This is a genomic window from Vogesella indigofera, assembly GCF_028548395.1.
GTDB lineage: Bacteria > Pseudomonadota > Gammaproteobacteria > Burkholderiales > Chromobacteriaceae > Vogesella > Vogesella indigofera_A.
The window spans coordinates 146,060-159,371 of the sequence record NZ_JAQQLA010000007.1 but is presented as its reverse complement, the minus strand read 5'-3'; the positions used below and the strand labels follow the sequence as shown (position 1 = coordinate 159,371).

At 65.7% G+C, this 13,312-nt stretch carries 17 protein-coding genes and 1 riboswitch; of the genes, 10 read left to right on the top strand and 7 right to left on the bottom strand.

Going from position 1 to position 13,312, the window contains the following annotated elements; all coding sequences use genetic code 11:
• The first annotated feature begins 15 nt into the window (after window positions 1-15).
• The 4 genes from PQU89_RS12915 (at window position 16) to PQU89_RS12900 (ending at window position 2,812) form a co-directional block, all read left to right on the top strand.
• A complete protein-coding gene (locus tag PQU89_RS12915; protein ID WP_272766197.1) occupies window positions 16-618 on the top strand; it encodes a hypothetical protein in 603 nt (200 codons plus the stop codon).
• A gap of 75 nt (window positions 619-693) precedes the next feature.
• Window positions 694-2,064, top strand: coding sequence for a DNA repair protein RadA (gene radA, locus PQU89_RS12910; RefSeq protein WP_272766196.1), 1,371 nt, complete (start codon window positions 694-696; stop codon window positions 2,062-2,064).
• A gap of 14 nt (window positions 2,065-2,078) precedes the next feature.
• Complete coding sequence (locus PQU89_RS12905) at window positions 2,079-2,639, top strand: sigma-70 family RNA polymerase sigma factor (RefSeq protein ID WP_272766195.1); 561 nt, start codon at window positions 2,079-2,081, stop codon at window positions 2,637-2,639.
• The gene (locus tag PQU89_RS12900) at window positions 2,636-2,812 is read left to right on the top strand and encodes a zf-HC2 domain-containing protein (RefSeq protein ID WP_272766194.1); all 177 of its coding nucleotides are present in this window, start codon (window positions 2,636-2,638) and stop codon (window positions 2,810-2,812) included. Before PQU89_RS12905 ends, PQU89_RS12900 begins: the two co-directional genes overlap by 4 nt.
• A gap of 63 nt (window positions 2,813-2,875) precedes the next feature.
• On the opposite strand, the gene PQU89_RS12895 is transcribed toward PQU89_RS12900, so the two are convergent.
• The 3 genes from PQU89_RS12895 to PQU89_RS12885 all read right to left on the bottom strand — a co-directional run bounded on the left by PQU89_RS12895 (window position 2,876) and on the right by PQU89_RS12885 (window position 5,880).
• On the bottom strand, window positions 2,876-3,433 hold the full coding sequence (locus PQU89_RS12895) for a TMEM165/GDT1 family protein (RefSeq protein ID WP_047967202.1): 558 nt from the start codon (window positions 3,431-3,433) through the stop codon (window positions 2,876-2,878).
• A gap of 5 nt (window positions 3,434-3,438) precedes the next feature.
• Window positions 3,439-3,620: riboswitch (yybP-ykoY riboswitch) on the bottom strand.
• A 75-nt stretch (window positions 3,621-3,695) separates the two neighbouring features.
• Complete coding sequence (gene mscL, locus PQU89_RS12890; RefSeq protein WP_272766193.1) at window positions 3,696-4,151, bottom strand: large-conductance mechanosensitive channel protein MscL; 456 nt, start codon at window positions 4,149-4,151, stop codon at window positions 3,696-3,698.
• A 136-nt stretch (window positions 4,152-4,287) separates the two neighbouring features.
• Window positions 4,288-5,880, bottom strand: coding sequence for a methyl-accepting chemotaxis protein (locus PQU89_RS12885; RefSeq protein WP_272766192.1), 1,593 nt, complete (start codon window positions 5,878-5,880; stop codon window positions 4,288-4,290).
• 232 nt (window positions 5,881-6,112) lie between these two features.
• Here PQU89_RS12885 and PQU89_RS12880 point away from each other — a divergent pair, with 232 nt between their 5' ends.
• Window positions 6,113-7,108, top strand: a complete 996-nt coding sequence (locus tag PQU89_RS12880; RefSeq protein WP_272766191.1) for a 2-hydroxyacid dehydrogenase — start codon at window positions 6,113-6,115, stop codon at window positions 7,106-7,108.
• A 37-nt stretch (window positions 7,109-7,145) separates the two neighbouring features.
• On the opposite strand, the gene PQU89_RS12875 is transcribed toward PQU89_RS12880, so the two are convergent.
• Window positions 7,146-7,544: a GFA family protein gene (locus PQU89_RS12875; protein ID WP_272766190.1), complete on the bottom strand. Its 399-nt coding sequence runs from the start codon at window positions 7,542-7,544 to the stop codon at window positions 7,146-7,148.
• Between the two features lie 75 nt (window positions 7,545-7,619).
• Window positions 7,620-8,399, bottom strand: coding sequence for a peroxide stress protein YaaA (yaaA, locus tag PQU89_RS12870; RefSeq protein WP_272766189.1), 780 nt, complete (start codon window positions 8,397-8,399; stop codon window positions 7,620-7,622).
• Window positions 8,400-8,466: 67 nt separating this feature from the next.
• On the opposite strand from yaaA, the gene dtd reads away from it, so the two are divergent.
• Genes dtd through PQU89_RS12850 form a run of 4 tightly spaced genes read left to right on the top strand, consistent with a single transcriptional unit; the run spans window position 8,467 to window position 10,718 of the window.
• Entirely contained in the window at window positions 8,467-8,919 is a 453-nt protein-coding gene (dtd, locus tag PQU89_RS12865) for a D-aminoacyl-tRNA deacylase (protein WP_272766188.1), read from the top strand.
• Entirely contained in the window at window positions 8,916-9,470 is a 555-nt protein-coding gene (locus PQU89_RS12860; RefSeq protein WP_272766187.1) for a GNAT family N-acetyltransferase, read from the top strand. Before dtd ends, PQU89_RS12860 begins: the two co-directional genes overlap by 4 nt.
• A gap of 52 nt (window positions 9,471-9,522) precedes the next feature.
• The gene (locus tag PQU89_RS12855) at window positions 9,523-10,125 is read left to right on the top strand and encodes a cysteine hydrolase family protein (protein WP_272766186.1); all 603 of its coding nucleotides are present in this window, start codon (window positions 9,523-9,525) and stop codon (window positions 10,123-10,125) included.
• 47 nt (window positions 10,126-10,172) lie between these two features.
• Window positions 10,173-10,718: a YbaK/EbsC family protein gene (locus PQU89_RS12850; RefSeq protein ID WP_272766185.1), complete on the top strand. Its 546-nt coding sequence runs from the start codon at window positions 10,173-10,175 to the stop codon at window positions 10,716-10,718.
• A 9-nt stretch (window positions 10,719-10,727) separates the two neighbouring features.
• On the opposite strand, the gene miaA is transcribed toward PQU89_RS12850, so the two are convergent.
• The gene (gene miaA / locus PQU89_RS12845) at window positions 10,728-11,684 is read right to left on the bottom strand and encodes a tRNA (adenosine(37)-N6)-dimethylallyltransferase MiaA (RefSeq protein ID WP_272766184.1); all 957 of its coding nucleotides are present in this window, start codon (window positions 11,682-11,684) and stop codon (window positions 10,728-10,730) included.
• Between the two features lie 143 nt (window positions 11,685-11,827).
• Window positions 11,828-12,151, bottom strand: coding sequence for a ferredoxin FdxA (gene fdxA / locus PQU89_RS12840; RefSeq protein WP_272766183.1), 324 nt, complete (start codon window positions 12,149-12,151; stop codon window positions 11,828-11,830).
• A 98-nt stretch (window positions 12,152-12,249) separates the two neighbouring features.
• Between fdxA and gluQRS the strand changes: the two genes are divergently transcribed.
• A complete protein-coding gene (gene gluQRS / locus PQU89_RS12835) occupies window positions 12,250-13,158 on the top strand; it encodes a tRNA glutamyl-Q(34) synthetase GluQRS (protein WP_272766182.1) in 909 nt (302 codons plus the stop codon).
• Window positions 13,159-13,312: the final 154 nt, after the last annotated feature.

Below are 13,312 nucleotides of genomic sequence, written 5' to 3'. Positions count from 1 at the left end.
ACCACAAGGACAAGTATGCGTGCCTATCTGTTATTACCAGCGCTGGCGCTGCTGAGCGGCTGTAACTGGGTGATGAATGTCAGTGGCCTGGCCGCCGAGGCCAACAAGGCCATCGGCGCCGCCTGCCGTCAGACCGGCCGCTCGCTGGAGACGTGCTACACCCGCAATCCGGACGCGGACAAGGCGCAGATCTACGCCGGCTGGCGCGAGATGCACGAATACATGGCCAAGAACAAGCTGGAGACCATGGAGCCGCCGCCGGAGCCGGCGCCGGACTTGTCCGCGCCGCTGGCCGCGGTCGACAGCAGCAGTGCAAAAGCGGCGGAACATGCCGCTCAAAAAAAAAATGAGCCAGCCGTAGCCTCGCTTGCACCGCTGGCGAAGCGGCACCCGCTGACCAGCGACGAGGCCGACGAACTGGCGCGCAACGATCCGCAAGTGGAGGCGATCCTGTCGACCATCCGCCGCAACGAACAGTCCGAGGCCAAGCCCAAGCCCAGCGGCCCATCGCCCGCGGAGAAGCGTCTGCTCAGCCTGATCAACGAGCAGAGCGCGCCACCGGTGGCCGTGGGCCAGGAGGACTCCTTCGGCAAGCCGGCCGCCGTGGTCAAGAAATAGTCAGCACGCCCCGCATTCCCCGTTTCAACCCGCTAGTGCCGGCACTAACGGGTTTTGTCATTTTTTGAAGACACCATGGCCAAATTCAACAAGACCCTCTATCAATGCACGCAATGCGCGGGCAGCTCGCCCAAATGGCAGGGCCAGTGTCCGCACTGCGGCGAATGGAACACGCTGACCGAAACCGTGGCCGCGCCGGTCCCGGTGGCCAACGCCCGCTACCAGAGCTGGACGGCGCAGACGCAGCCCGTGCAGCAGCTGTCGCAGGTGCAGGCGGCGGAAGTGCCGCGCGAGCCGTCCGGCATCGAAGAGCTGGACCGTGTGCTCGGCGGCGGTATCGTCAAGGGTGCGGTGGTGCTGCTCGGCGGTGATCCCGGCATCGGCAAGTCCACGCTGCTGCTGCAGGCGCTGTCCGCCATCGGCTCGACGCGCAAGGTGCTGTACGTGTCCGGCGAGGAGTCGCCGCAGCAGATTGCGTTGCGCGCCTCGCGGCTGGCGGTGGACGCGGCGCGGGTGCGATTGCTGTCGGAGATCCGCCTTGAATCCATTCTCGCCACGCTGCAAACCGAGATGCCGGAGGTGGCGGTGATCGACTCGATCCAGACGCTGTATTCCGACCAGGTCACCTCGGCGCCAGGCTCGGTGTCGCAGGTACGCGAGTGCGCGGCGCAGCTGACGCGGATGGCGAAGCAGAGCGGCATCACCATCATCCTGGTCGGCCATGTCACCAAGGAAGGTTCGCTGGCTGGGCCGCGCGTGCTGGAGCACATCGTCGATACCGTGCTCTATTTCGAGGGCGACAGCCACTCCAGCTATCGCATGATCCGCGCCATCAAGAACCGTTTCGGCGCGGCCAACGAGCTGGGCGTGTTCGCGATGACCGACCGTGGCCTGAAGGGCGTGTCCAACCCGTCGGCGATCTTCCTGTCCAGCTATCGCGACGACGTGTCCGGCTCCTGCGTGCTGGTGACGCAGGAGGGCACGAGACCGCTGCTGGTGGAAATCCAGGCGCTGGTCGACGATGCCCATGGCTTCCAGCCCAAGCGCCTCACCGTAGGGCTGGAGCAGAACCGGCTGGCGATGCTGATGGCGGTGCTCAACCGCCATGCCGGCATCGCCTGCTTCGACCAGGACGTGTTCCTCAATGCGGTGGGCGGCGTCAAGATCAACGAGCCGGCCGCCGACCTCGCGGTGATCCTGGCGATGGTGTCCTCGCTGCGCAACAAGTCGCTGCCGGAGAAACTGGTGGTGTTCGGCGAGGTCGGCCTGTCCGGCGAGGTACGGCCGGTGACGCGCGGCCAGGAGCGGCTGAAAGAGGCGGCCAAGCTCGGTTTCGAGCGCGCCATCGTGCCGGCGGCCAACAAGCCGCGCCAGGCCATCGACGGGCTGGAGGTGATCGGGGTGGAACGCTTGTCCGAAGCCGTGGAATACTGTGCCCGTCGTTAACTGCGGGAGCCGGTATGCCGCCCAGTGTTGAACAGATCGAAGCTGAACGGCCCTACCTGCTGCGCTTTGCGCTGGCGCAGTTACGCGACAGTGCCGCGGCCGAGGACGCGGTACAGGACGCGCTGCTGGCGGCGCTGGAGGCGCGCGAGCGCTTTGCCGGCAAGGCCAGCCTGCGCACCTGGCTGACGTCCATCCTGCGCTTCAAGCTGATCGACATCGTGCGCAAGCAGCACCGCGAGGTGGCCACCGACCTGTCCGAGGATCTGGACGACAGTGACCTGGACGGCCTGTTCACTGCGGGTGGCCACTGGCAGGAGAAGGTCAGCGCCTGGGGCGCGCCGGAACAGTCGTTGCTGGCCGCCCAGTTCTGGCTGGTGTACGCGCGTTGTGCCGAGGCGATGCCGCGGCGCACCGCGCTGGTGTTTGCCATGCGCGAGGTGCTGGACATGGAAATCAGCGAGATTTGTCAGAATCTGGAGATCAGCGCGACCAACTGTTCGGTGATGCTCTATCGCGCACGGATGAGCTTGCGCGAATGTTTGCAGCTGCGCTGGCTGCAGGGGGAAAACGCATGATGCTCAGTTGCCGCGAGGCCAGCCGGCTGCTATCAGACGCCATGGATCGCAAGCTCAGCCGCTATGAACAGGTCAGCCTGCAGTTCCACCTGCTGCTGTGCCAGAACTGCCGCAACTTCCGGCTGCAGATGGCGACGCTGCGTGCCGGCATCCGCGAAGGACGCCAGCGCTGACGCAGACGACAAAAAGCCGGATCACAGGCAGTGATCCGGCTTTTTTTATGGTGGTGCGGCGGCTTAGAAGCCGACCAGGGTGACCACCCCCAGCACTGCAAAGATACAGGCGGCGATGCGGTGCACGGTAGCCACCGGCAGCTTGCGCGCCGCCACTTCGCCCAGCAGCACCGCCGGCACGTTGGCGATCATCATGCCCAGCGTGGTGCCCATCACCACCGCCGGCAGCGCGTCGAAGCGTGCCGACAGCGCCACGGTGGCGATCTGCGTCTTGTCGCCCATCTCGGCCATGAAGAAGGCGATCACGGTGGCGCCGAACACGCCGACGCGGTCCAGCAGCGGCATGTCGTCATCCAGCTTGTCCGGGATCAGCATCCACAGCGCCATGGCGATGAAGGAGATGCCCAGCACCCAGCGCAGCAGGTTGTCGGTGATGTAGGCCGACGCAATCTGGCCGAGCCAGGCGGCGGCAAAATGGTTGAGCACGGTGGCCACGAAAATGCCGGCGATGATGGGCAGCGGTTTCTTGAAACGGGCGGCGAGCAGCAGCGCGAGCAGCTGGGTTTTGTCGCCGATTTCGGCCAGGGCGACGATGCCGGTAGAGAGCAGGAAGGCTTCCATGAAATGATCCGGGGGGCTGCACGGACAACATGATTCTCCGCTGCCGCAGCCCCCGCTACGCACCGGAAAATCATGAGTCTTGCCAGGCCTTGCGGCTGTTTGCGCCATGGTGCTGCCGGATTGCCCGGTGAACCAAGTGTGTTGACGCAAGCCTCTGTCAGTAATGCAGAGCGGCTACTCCCTCAGGACGAGGCGGATTGTACGCGATGACGGCAGGCGCTTCAAGGTTGGCCGCAACGCTTGCGGCCAACCTTGGGCCGGATCAGCCCAGCTGCGAGGTGCAGTGCGGGCAGCGCGTCGCCTTCAGCGGAATGCTGGACAGGCAGTAGCCGCACTCCTTGGTGGTGACTTCTGCCGGTGCCGCCGGCGCCGGGCGTTGCAGCCGGTTCAGCGTCTTGATCAGCATGAAGATGGCAAAGGCGATGATGGTGAAGCTGACCAGCGCGTTGATGAACAGCCCGATGTTCAGCGTCACCGCGCCGGCTTCCTTCGCCGCTGCCACCGAGGCGTACGGCGCCGCCTTGGCGCCTTCTTTCAGCACGAAGAACAGGTTGGCAAAGTCGACGTTGCCGATCAGTAGGCCGATCGGCGGCATGATTACGTCATCAACCAGCGACTTGACGATGGTACCAAAAGCACCGCCGATGACGACACCAACGGCCAGATCGATGACGTTGCCACGCATGGCAAACTCGCGAAACTCTTTCAGTACGGACATATTGTTCCCTTCGTTTAATGTCGGATATCAATGACAAGCTAGTATCCGACAGCGGCAAAGGCAAGAGCAACGGCTTTTTGCACGCAAAAACACCCGCAGCCGCCATCGCGGGAGCGGGTGTGCGTGCCTGCCGGGCTCAGACGGGCTGGGTGTCCGCTTCCACCTCGAAGTGGGCGGCCAGCGCCGACACCCGCGCCGCCTGATCGGCCAGTTTCTCGATGCCGTGATTGGCGGAACGGATGTGCTGGTGCGACTCGGCAAACTGCTCGGCGATGTAGGTCATGCGTTCGGCAAGGTGGGCAGCGGCGGCGGACTGCTGCGCGTTGGTACCGGCAATGGCCTGCATCATCTGGTTGACGCTGTGCGAGCTGTCCTGCACCCCCTGCAGCTTGGCAGTGGTGCGCAGTTGCGCCTCGGCGCCGGCACGGGTCTGCTCGGTGATGGTGGCGATGGCGCTGACGGTGCTGTTGGCGGCCTGGCGTACATTGTGGATCAGCTGCTTGATCTGGTCGGTGCTGAGGCTGGTGCGTTCCGCCAGCTTGCGCACCTCGTCGGCGACCACGGCGAAGCCGCGGCCGGACTCGCCGGCTCGCGCCGCCTCGATTGCCGCATTCAGCGCCAGCAGGTTGGTCTGGTCGGCGATGTCGTGGATGGTCTGCGTCACCTGGGTGATGCTGTCGATGGCGCTGGCGAGGTCGGTGATGATGTGCTGTGCCTGTTCCACCGACTGGCTCGCCGCCAGCGTGCGCTGCTGCGAGGTGTTCATGTCGGCATTGCTCTGCGCCACGCTGCTGCTGGTGTCGATGCTGAGGCGGGCGGTTTCCTCGGCGTGGCCGGCCACCTGTTCGATGGAGGCGGACAGCTCTTCCACCGCGCTGCTGATCTGGCTGACGCTTTCGTTACCGGCGGCCATGCGGTTGAACAGCTCGGCGATGCGCTGCTGCATGTGCATGGTTTCGTCGGCCTGCGCGCGCGCGGTCATCTGCAGCTCGTCCAGCATCACCTTGAGGTGCACCTGCATGTAGGCGAGCGCGGTTTCCAGCTTGCCCTGTTCGCCGGCGCGGTTGATGGCCAGCTCGTTGGTGAGGCGACCTTCGGAGATGTTCATGCAGCTGTCCAGCAGATGCTGCTGGTGGTCGCGGCGGTGTTTCTCCGCCAAGAGCCAGCCCAGCGTCGACAGCGCGCTGGTGCCGATGATCACGCCGCCGGCGACGCCGCCGGTCAGCACGCCGGCGCCGAGCACCAGCACCGTGCTCAGGGCGACATGGATGCGGCGGAACCAGGCCAGCGTGCGGCCGGGCGCCTTGGCCTTGGCCAGCGGCTTGCCCTGCAGCAGCTGCGGATACAGCAGTTTCGCCTCGCGCACCGCCTCCGGTCGCGCCGGGCTGCGTACCGACATGTAGCCGCGGATGGCGCCGCGTTCCTTCACCGGCACCACGAAGGCGTCGACCCAGTAGTAGTTACCGTTCTTGCAGCGGTTCTTGACCAGGCCGCGCCAGCAGTCGCCGCGCTTTATCGTCTGCCACAGGTCGTCGAACAGCACCGGCGGCATGTCCGGATGGCGCACGATGTTATGGTTCTGGCCGAGCAACTCCTCGCGGCTGAAGCCGGACAGCTGCACGAAGCTGTCGTTGGCGTAGGTGATGCTGCCCTTGAGATCGGTTTGGGTAACAATGAGACCGCTGGTAAACGGCACTTCAATATCATGGACTGGCAGATTCTTTTTCATGATTCGGACACTGAGACGACTAGGCAATCGTGGAGGTGGATAACGCTGCAAGCCACGCATGGTATAACCACGTCATGGGACGTGCCATTTATCTGCTTGATCTGGATCAAGGCCGCGCGACTCTGATTTTCCTGTTTAAAATCATTCGGTTTGTTGCAGCTGTTTTTAATGAATATCGCCGTTCAGCACGGCGGATTTGTATCGAATCCGATACAGCATGGAGAGACCGCACATGAAAATCGCCGTTTTCGATAGCAAACAATACGATCGTCAGGCGCTGACCCTAGCAAATCATGATTACGGTTTTGCGCTGAGCTTTTTCGAGCCACGCCTCAACCGCGACACCGTGGCGCTGGCCGCCGGCTTCGAGGTGGTGTGTCCGTTCGTGAACGACCGGCTGGACGCGGCGGTGGTGGCCAGCCTGGCCGCCGGCGGCACGCGGCTGGTGGCGCTGCGCTGCGCCGGTTTCAATGGCGTCGACCTGGCGGCCTGTAGCCGGCACGGCATCCGCGTGGTGCGGGTACCGGCCTATTCGCCGCACGCGGTGGCCGAGCACGCCTTCGCGCTGCTGCTGGCGGTCAACCGCCGCATCCACAAGGCCTACGTGCGGGTGCGCGAGATGGACTTTTCGCTGGACGGGCTGGTCGGTTTCGACCTGCACGGCAAGACCTTCGGCGTGATCGGCACCGGCCGCATCGGCGAGGCGGCGATCGGCATCGCCCGCGGTTTCGGCATGCGCGTGCTGGCCCACGACGTGGCGCAGGACCGGTTGCTGGCCAACCAGCTCGGTTTCAGCTACGTCGATCGCGCCACGCTGCTGGCCGAGTCCGATGTCGTCAGCCTGCACCTGCCCTTGCTGCCGGCGACGCGGCACCTGATCGACGCCGATACCCTGGCGCAGATGAAACGCGGCGCGCTGCTGATCAACACCAGCCGCGGCGGGCTGATCGATACCCCGGCGCTGATCGAGGCGCTGAAGGATGGCCGTCTCGGTGGGGTGGGACTGGATGTCTACGAGATGGAAGAGGGCGTGTTCTTTGAAAACCTGTCCGAGGCCGGGCTGCAGGACGACCAGCTGGCGCGGCTGCTGACTTTCCCCAACGTGCTGATTACCTCGCACCAGGGCTTCCTCACCCGCGAGGCGCTGGACAATATCGCCCGCACCACGCTGGGCAATGTGCAGGCCTTTGCCCACGGCGCGGTGCTGGACAACGCGGTGCACGGCTGACGCCGGCCGCGCTTGCGGCCAACGTTGGCCGCAACCGTCATTCGCGGCCCGGTTGCCACGCCGCATAGTGCGGCAGCCCGTCGCTGGCCAGCCACGGCCGGTCGTGACTGCACCAGATGTGCTGTTGCGGGCTGACTCCGGGATCGTCGTCCAGCGTCGCCACGCGCACGATGACGTGCGGCTGGGCGGCACGCTCTGCCACCAGTTGGCTGCCGCAGCGAGTGCAGAAGTGGCGCAGCTTGCCGGGCGACGACTCGTAGCTGCCCAGTGCCTGCTGCCCCGCCAGCCAGCGGAAGTGCTGGCGCAGCACGCCGGCGGTGCTGGCAAATGCCGCCGCGTGCGCCTTCTGGCAGGTCAGGCAGTGGCAGTGCGTGATCGGCGCATCGAGCCGGTCGATTTCATAGCGGACGGTGCCGCACAGGCAGCTGCCTTGCATCGGGGATACCTTTCGCGTGCTAACGGATGGCCAACGTTGGCCGCAAACATGCGGCCGCTTGCTTTGTGGCCTTGCTTATTGTGCCGCCGGATCGCGGCGGAACAGCCAGCTGCTGGCGTCGGACAGCTCCGGCACGAAGGCGTAGCCCTCGCTGTCGAACGCCTTCAGCTGCTCGGCGTCCGTCACCTGCTGCTGCGTTGCCCAGCGCGCCATCAGCCCGCGCGCGCGCTTGGCGTAGAAGCTGATGATCTTGTACTGGCCGTTCTTCAGGTCCTGGAACACCGGGGTGATGATGCGGGCCTGCAGTTGCTTTGGCTTCACCGACTTGAAGTACTCGTCGGAGGCGAGGTTGACCAGCACCGGCGCTGCCTGTGCCGCCAGCTCGCGATTCAGCGCCTCGGTGATCAGCGTGCCCCAGAATTCGTACAGGTTCTTGCCGCGCGGGTTGGCGAGGCGGGTGCCCATCTCCAGCCGGTACGGCTGCATCAGGTCCAGCGGCCGCAGCAGGCCGTACAGCCCGGACAGGATGCGCAGGTGCCGCTGCAGGTAGTCGTGCTCGCTTGCATTCAGCGCCGCCGCATTCAGCCCCTCGTAGACGTCACCCATGAACGCCAGCACCGCCTGCTTGGCATTGTCGGGCGTGAAATCCGGCTGCCAGTCGTGGTAGCGGCCAACGTTGAGCTGCGCCAGTGCATCGCTGATGCCCATCAGCTGGCCGATGTCGGCCGGCGACTTGTCGCGCAGCACGCGGATCAGCGCCATGCTGTGATCGAGGAAATCCGGCTGCGTGTACGGTACCGTCCGCGGCGGGGTGTTGAAATCCAGCGTTTTCGCCGGAGAAATAACCATTAACATAGCAATCCTTGTCGCGCGCAATGGCAGGGATTGTAACGCAGAGCCGAAACGCTTTTCAGGAGGGATGATGCGAGTATTGGTACAAAGGGTGCGCGAGGCGTCGGTCACCGTCGACGGCCGGATCAGCGGTGCGATCGGGGCCGGGCTGTTGCTGCTGGTCGGCATCGAGGCGCCGGACAGCCGCACCGACAGCGAGTGGCTGGTGAAGAAGATCAGCCAGCTGCGCATTTTCAACGACGATGACGGCGTGATGAACCGCTCGCTGCTCGACTGCGGTGGCGAGGTGCTGGCGGTTAGCCAGTTCACCCTGTTCGCCACCACCAAAAAGGGCAACCGCCCCGGCTACAGCCGCGCGGCGCGGCCGGAGCAATCATCACCGATGTTTGACGAATTCGTGCAGCTGATGGGCGCGGCGCTGGGCAAGGCGGTGCCGACCGGGGTATTCGGCGCCGACATGCAGGTGGCGCTGGTCAACGACGGCCCGGTGACGATCTGGCTGGACAGCAAGGCGCCGGAATGAGCGCTTTCCCCGTGCTGCAGAGCGCACGGCTGACGCTGCGCGAATTCCGGCCGCAGGATGCACCGGCACTGTTTGATATCTACCGCGATGCCGTGTCCATGCAATGGTTTGGCTCCGAGCCGCTGCAGACGCTGGCACAGGCGGAGGCGCAGGTGGCGCTCTTTATCGGCTGGCAGCAGCTACCCAGTCCGTGGCTGCGCTGGGCTGTCGAATCGCGGGCTGATCAGCAACTGGCAGGTAGCTGCGGCCTGTTCAAGTGGAATCGCGGCTGGCGCAGCTGCACGCTCGGTTACGAGCTGGCGCCGGCTTATCGCGGGCAGGGCATGATGCGCGAGGCGCTGCAGCTGGCGCTGGACTGGGGCTTTGCCAATATGGCGCTTAACCGTATCGAGGCACAGGTCCACCCGGACAATCTGCCGTCCATCCGCCTGCTGCAGGGTTTGGGCTTTGTGCAGGAAGGGTATTTGCGCGAGGCCGGATTCTGGCTCGGGCAATATCATGACCTGCTGGTGTTTTCCTTGCTGCGGCAGGATTGGGCGCAGCCGTCCTGAATGAAGATCGGCCGGCTTTGGCCGCGAAATTTTTAATCAAGAAAAACCGATAATGACAACACAGATTCCGGCCTTGCTGATCATCGACATGCAGCAGGCGATGGCCATGCCGCAGGCCGGCGAGCGCAACAACCCGCAGGCGGAGGCCAATATCGCGTGCCTGCTCGCCGCCTGGCGCGTCGGCGGCCACCCGGTGATCCACGTGCGCCACATGTCGCGCACGCCAAGCTCGCTGTTCTGGCCCGGCCAGAGCGGCGCTGAGTTCCAGCCGGCGTTCCAGCCACTGGACAGCGAGATGGTATTCGAGAAGAACGTGCCCGATGCCTTCACCCACAGCGCGCTGGAGCGCTGGCTGCACGTGCGCGGCATCCGCCGCCTGCTGCTGGTCGGCGTCAGCACCAACAATTCGGTGGAGTCCACCGCGCGCAGCGCCGGTAATCTCGGTTTCGACACCCTGGTGGTCAGCGACGCCACCTTCGCCTTTGCCCGTCGCGACTACCACGGCACGCCGCGCAGTGCGGACGAGGTGCACGCGATGGCGCTGGCGAATCTGGATGGCGAGTATGCGCAGGTGCTGAGCACCGGGCAGGCGCTGGCCTTGCTGGCGGCGGACTCGCCCGCCGCCGGCCGGCACGGCGGTGAGGCGCTGCCGTGACCAATTGCTAAACCAAGCACAACCTGAACAAAGAGGACAGCCTTGCCATGAACATCCGTGATTTCGCCCGGCAATTCCAGTTCCAGCCGCTGGCGGCCGAGCTGCATCCGCAACACCTGCCGGCCAGCGTGGCCAGCCAGGTACAGGGGCAGGAGCTGATCGTGTTCGCGGTGGCGGACGAGGCGTCGGATACCGAGCAGTTCAGCGCCCGCTACGGCTTCGGGCTGGAGGATTGCGCCAACACCATCGTGTTGCGCTACAAGAAGGACGGCGTGGAACAGCACGCGGCGGTGGTAACGCTGGGCTCGCGCCGGCTGGACGTGAACGGCGCGGTGAAGAGCGCCCTCGGCGCGCAGCGGTTGTCGTTTGCCAAGCGGGAGGTGGCCACCGCGCTGACCGGCATGGAGTTCGGCGGCATTACCGCGCTGGGCTTGCCGGCGTCGATGCGCATCCTGGTCGATGCCGCGGTGATGGCGCGCCGCTACGTGGTGGTGGGCGCCGGCGTCCGGCACAGCAAGTTGCTGCTGTCCCCGGCGCTGCTGGCGCAACTGGCGCAGGCCGAGGTGGCGGCGCTGACTTTCGACAGCGACTGACGCCGCCGCTCAGGCGTGCTGCTGCGCCGCCTGCCAGCGTTCGATGGCGTGGCAGGCCGGAGTCAGGATGTCGTCGTGGTCGGCGGCCAGGTTCAGGTTGTCCGATGCCATGCTGCGCAGCCAGGTGATCTGGCGCTTGGCCAGTTGACGGGTGGCGGCGATGCCGCGTTCGACGAATTCGGCGTGGCTGTACAGGCCGTCCTGGTATTCCCACGCCTGGCGGTAGCCGACGCAGCGCATCGACGGCAGCTCCAGTGACAGCTGCGGCCAACGTTGGCGCAAGCGGCTGACCTCGTCGAGGAAACCCTGCTCCAGCATGATGTTGAAGCGTAGCGCGATGCGCTGGTGCAGCCAGCTGCGTTCGTCCGGATTCAGCGCCAGCCGCAGCAGGTTGCCGCGCGCGGCGGCGTCGCGGCCGCGTGCCAGCAGCGCCGACATGGTGTCGCCGCTGAGCAGGCAGATTTCCAGCGCGCGCTGGATGCGTTGCGAGTCGTTGGGGGCGAGGCGGGCGGCGGTGACGGCATCAATGGCGGCGAGGCGTGCGTGCATGGCCGGCCAGCCGAGGCGGGCGGCGTCGGCTTCCAGCTGCTGGCGCAGCGCCGGATCGGCCTGCGGCAGGTCGGACAGGCCGTCGGTCAGCGCCTTGAAATAGAGCATGGTGCCGCCGACCAGCAGCGGCAGCTTGCCGCGGGCGTGGATGGCGGCGATCAGGCGGTTGGCGTCGGCATGAAACTGCGCCGCGGAGTAGGCGTCCGTGGGGTCGATGATGTCGATCAGGTGGTGCGGGCACTGCGCCATCTCCGCCGCCGTCGGCTTGGCGGTGCCAATGTCCATGTCGCGGTAGACCAGCGCGGAATCGACGCTGATGATTTCGACCGGAAAACGCTCGGCCAGCGCCAGCGCGAGGCCGGTCTTGCCGGAGGCGGTGGGGCCCATCAACAGGATGGCTGCAGGATGATCGGACATGTCGGTGTGCGCTAAGGAAATGGCCGGCTATTGTCGCATGGCGCGGCCGGCCGCGGCCAACGTTGGCCGCAGCAGCCGCGGGTGACACGGCGCCGCGGCCGTCAGCCGGCGCGAGGCGGGCGGGCAATGGCGGCGTGTAGTGTTCAGCGTTCCAGCAGGTGGCGCTTGTCCTTCACCGGCAGCCAGTCGGCGTGGTCGGGCAGTGCGTCGATCTTGGCGGACAGCACCGGCCACAGCGGCGTCAACTCGGCGTTGATGGCGACGAAGTCCTGCTGGTCGGCCGGCAGGTCTTCCTCGGCGAAGATCGCCTCCGCCGGGCATTCCGCCACGCACAGCGTGCAGTCGATACACTCGTCGGGGTCGATCACCAGGAAATTGGGGCCGGCGTGGAAGCAGTCCACCGGACAGACATCGACGCAGTCGGTGTATTTACATTTGATACAGGCTTCGGTTACAACGTGCGTCATCTGGGCGCGCTCCTTTAGTAGATGGTGGGTGTCCGGGTAATGGTTGAGTCGTTTAGTCAACATTTTAGTCGTATCTCTCTATTTTCGCTGCTCCTGCCATGTCCGTCACTGCCCCCGTTCCCGTTTTGCCCTATCGCGGCCGCTTTGCGCCCAGCCCCACCGGCCTGCTGCACGCCGGCTCGCTGACCACTGCGGTCGGCAGCTATCTGGAAGCCAGGTACCACGGCGGCGAGTGGTGGCTGCGCATGGAAGACCTCGATCCGCCACGCGAGATGGCCGGCGCCGCCGACGCCATCCTGCGCACGCTGCAGGCGTTCGGCTTCGAGTGGGACGGCGACCTGGTGTACCAGCATGACCGTCACGAGCTGTATCGCGCGGCGCTGGCACAGCTGGTGGCGCAGGGCGACGCCTACGGCTGCGGCTGCACCCGCAAGGAAATCGCCGCCGCCGGCCATCACGGTGCCGACGGCATGGTCTATCCCGGCACCTGCCGTCACGGCGTGGCGCCGGGGCGCAGCGCACGGGCGTGGCGGCTGCGGGTGGACGACAGCCGCACCGTGTTTTACGACCGCCTGCAGGGTGAATACGGTCAGCACCTGCAAAGCGAGATCGGCGATTTCGTGCTGCTGCGCGCCGACGGTTTCTGGGCCTACCAGCTGGCGGTGGTGGTAGACGACATCGCGCAGGGCATGACCGACATCGTGCGCGGTGCAGACCTGCTGGTGTCGACGCCGCGTCAGCTGTGGCTGCGGCAGAAGCTGGGCGGGCCGGTGGTGACGCACTGTCATCTGCCGCTGATGGTCAACGCCGCCGGTGAAAAGCTGTCGAAGCAGACGCTGGCGCCGGCGATCGACGCCCGCTCGGCCGCCGCCGAGCTGCGGCAGGCGCTGACGCGGCTGGGGCATGCGCCGCCGGCAGAGGCGGGCGACGTGGCCGAGCTGTGGCAGTGGGCACGGGACAACTGGCAGCTGGCGCGGGTGCCGGCGGGACCTATCGTCATTGCATAGTTAACTTGGTATACAATCGCCACCCTTTCGCCAAACGGGCCTCTTTCGAGGCCCGTTTGTCATGGCAGAGCAACCGGAACAGGTTGCCGGGGTGCCGCTGCCCGGCGGCGGCACGCAGACAGAGCAAAGCGGCCGCGCCGCCCATTCAGGACCC

Coding starts and splice junctions, on each gene's coding strand:
- PQU89_RS12915 (WP_272766197.1), top strand. CDS start 16: ATGCGTGCCTATCTGTTATTACCAGCGCTGGCGCTGCTGAGCGGCTGT.
- radA (WP_272766196.1), top strand. CDS start 694: ATGGCCAAATTCAACAAGACCCTCTATCAATGCACGCAATGCGCGGGC.
- PQU89_RS12905 (WP_272766195.1), top strand. CDS start 2,079: ATGCCGCCCAGTGTTGAACAGATCGAAGCTGAACGGCCCTACCTGCTG.
- PQU89_RS12900 (WP_272766194.1), top strand. CDS start 2,636: ATGATGCTCAGTTGCCGCGAGGCCAGCCGGCTGCTATCAGACGCCATG.
- PQU89_RS12895 (WP_047967202.1), bottom strand. CDS start 3,433: ATGGAAGCCTTCCTGCTCTCTACCGGCATCGTCGCCCTGGCCGAAATC.
- mscL (WP_272766193.1), bottom strand. CDS start 4,151: ATGTCCGTACTGAAAGAGTTTCGCGAGTTTGCCATGCGTGGCAACGTC.
- PQU89_RS12885 (WP_272766192.1), bottom strand. CDS start 5,880: ATGAAAAAGAATCTGCCAGTCCATGATATTGAAGTGCCGTTTACCAGC.
- PQU89_RS12880 (WP_272766191.1), top strand. CDS start 6,113: ATGAAAATCGCCGTTTTCGATAGCAAACAATACGATCGTCAGGCGCTG.
- PQU89_RS12875 (WP_272766190.1), bottom strand. CDS start 7,544: ATGCAAGGCAGCTGCCTGTGCGGCACCGTCCGCTATGAAATCGACCGG.
- yaaA (WP_272766189.1), bottom strand. CDS start 8,399: ATGTTAATGGTTATTTCTCCGGCGAAAACGCTGGATTTCAACACCCCG.
- dtd (WP_272766188.1), top strand. CDS start 8,467: ATGCGAGTATTGGTACAAAGGGTGCGCGAGGCGTCGGTCACCGTCGAC.
- PQU89_RS12860 (WP_272766187.1), top strand. CDS start 8,916: ATGAGCGCTTTCCCCGTGCTGCAGAGCGCACGGCTGACGCTGCGCGAA.
- PQU89_RS12855 (WP_272766186.1), top strand. CDS start 9,523: ATGACAACACAGATTCCGGCCTTGCTGATCATCGACATGCAGCAGGCG.
- PQU89_RS12850 (WP_272766185.1), top strand. CDS start 10,173: ATGAACATCCGTGATTTCGCCCGGCAATTCCAGTTCCAGCCGCTGGCG.
- miaA (WP_272766184.1), bottom strand. CDS start 11,684: ATGTCCGATCATCCTGCAGCCATCCTGTTGATGGGCCCCACCGCCTCC.
- fdxA (WP_272766183.1), bottom strand. CDS start 12,151: ATGACGCACGTTGTAACCGAAGCCTGTATCAAATGTAAATACACCGAC.
- gluQRS (WP_272766182.1), top strand. CDS start 12,250: ATGTCCGTCACTGCCCCCGTTCCCGTTTTGCCCTATCGCGGCCGCTTT.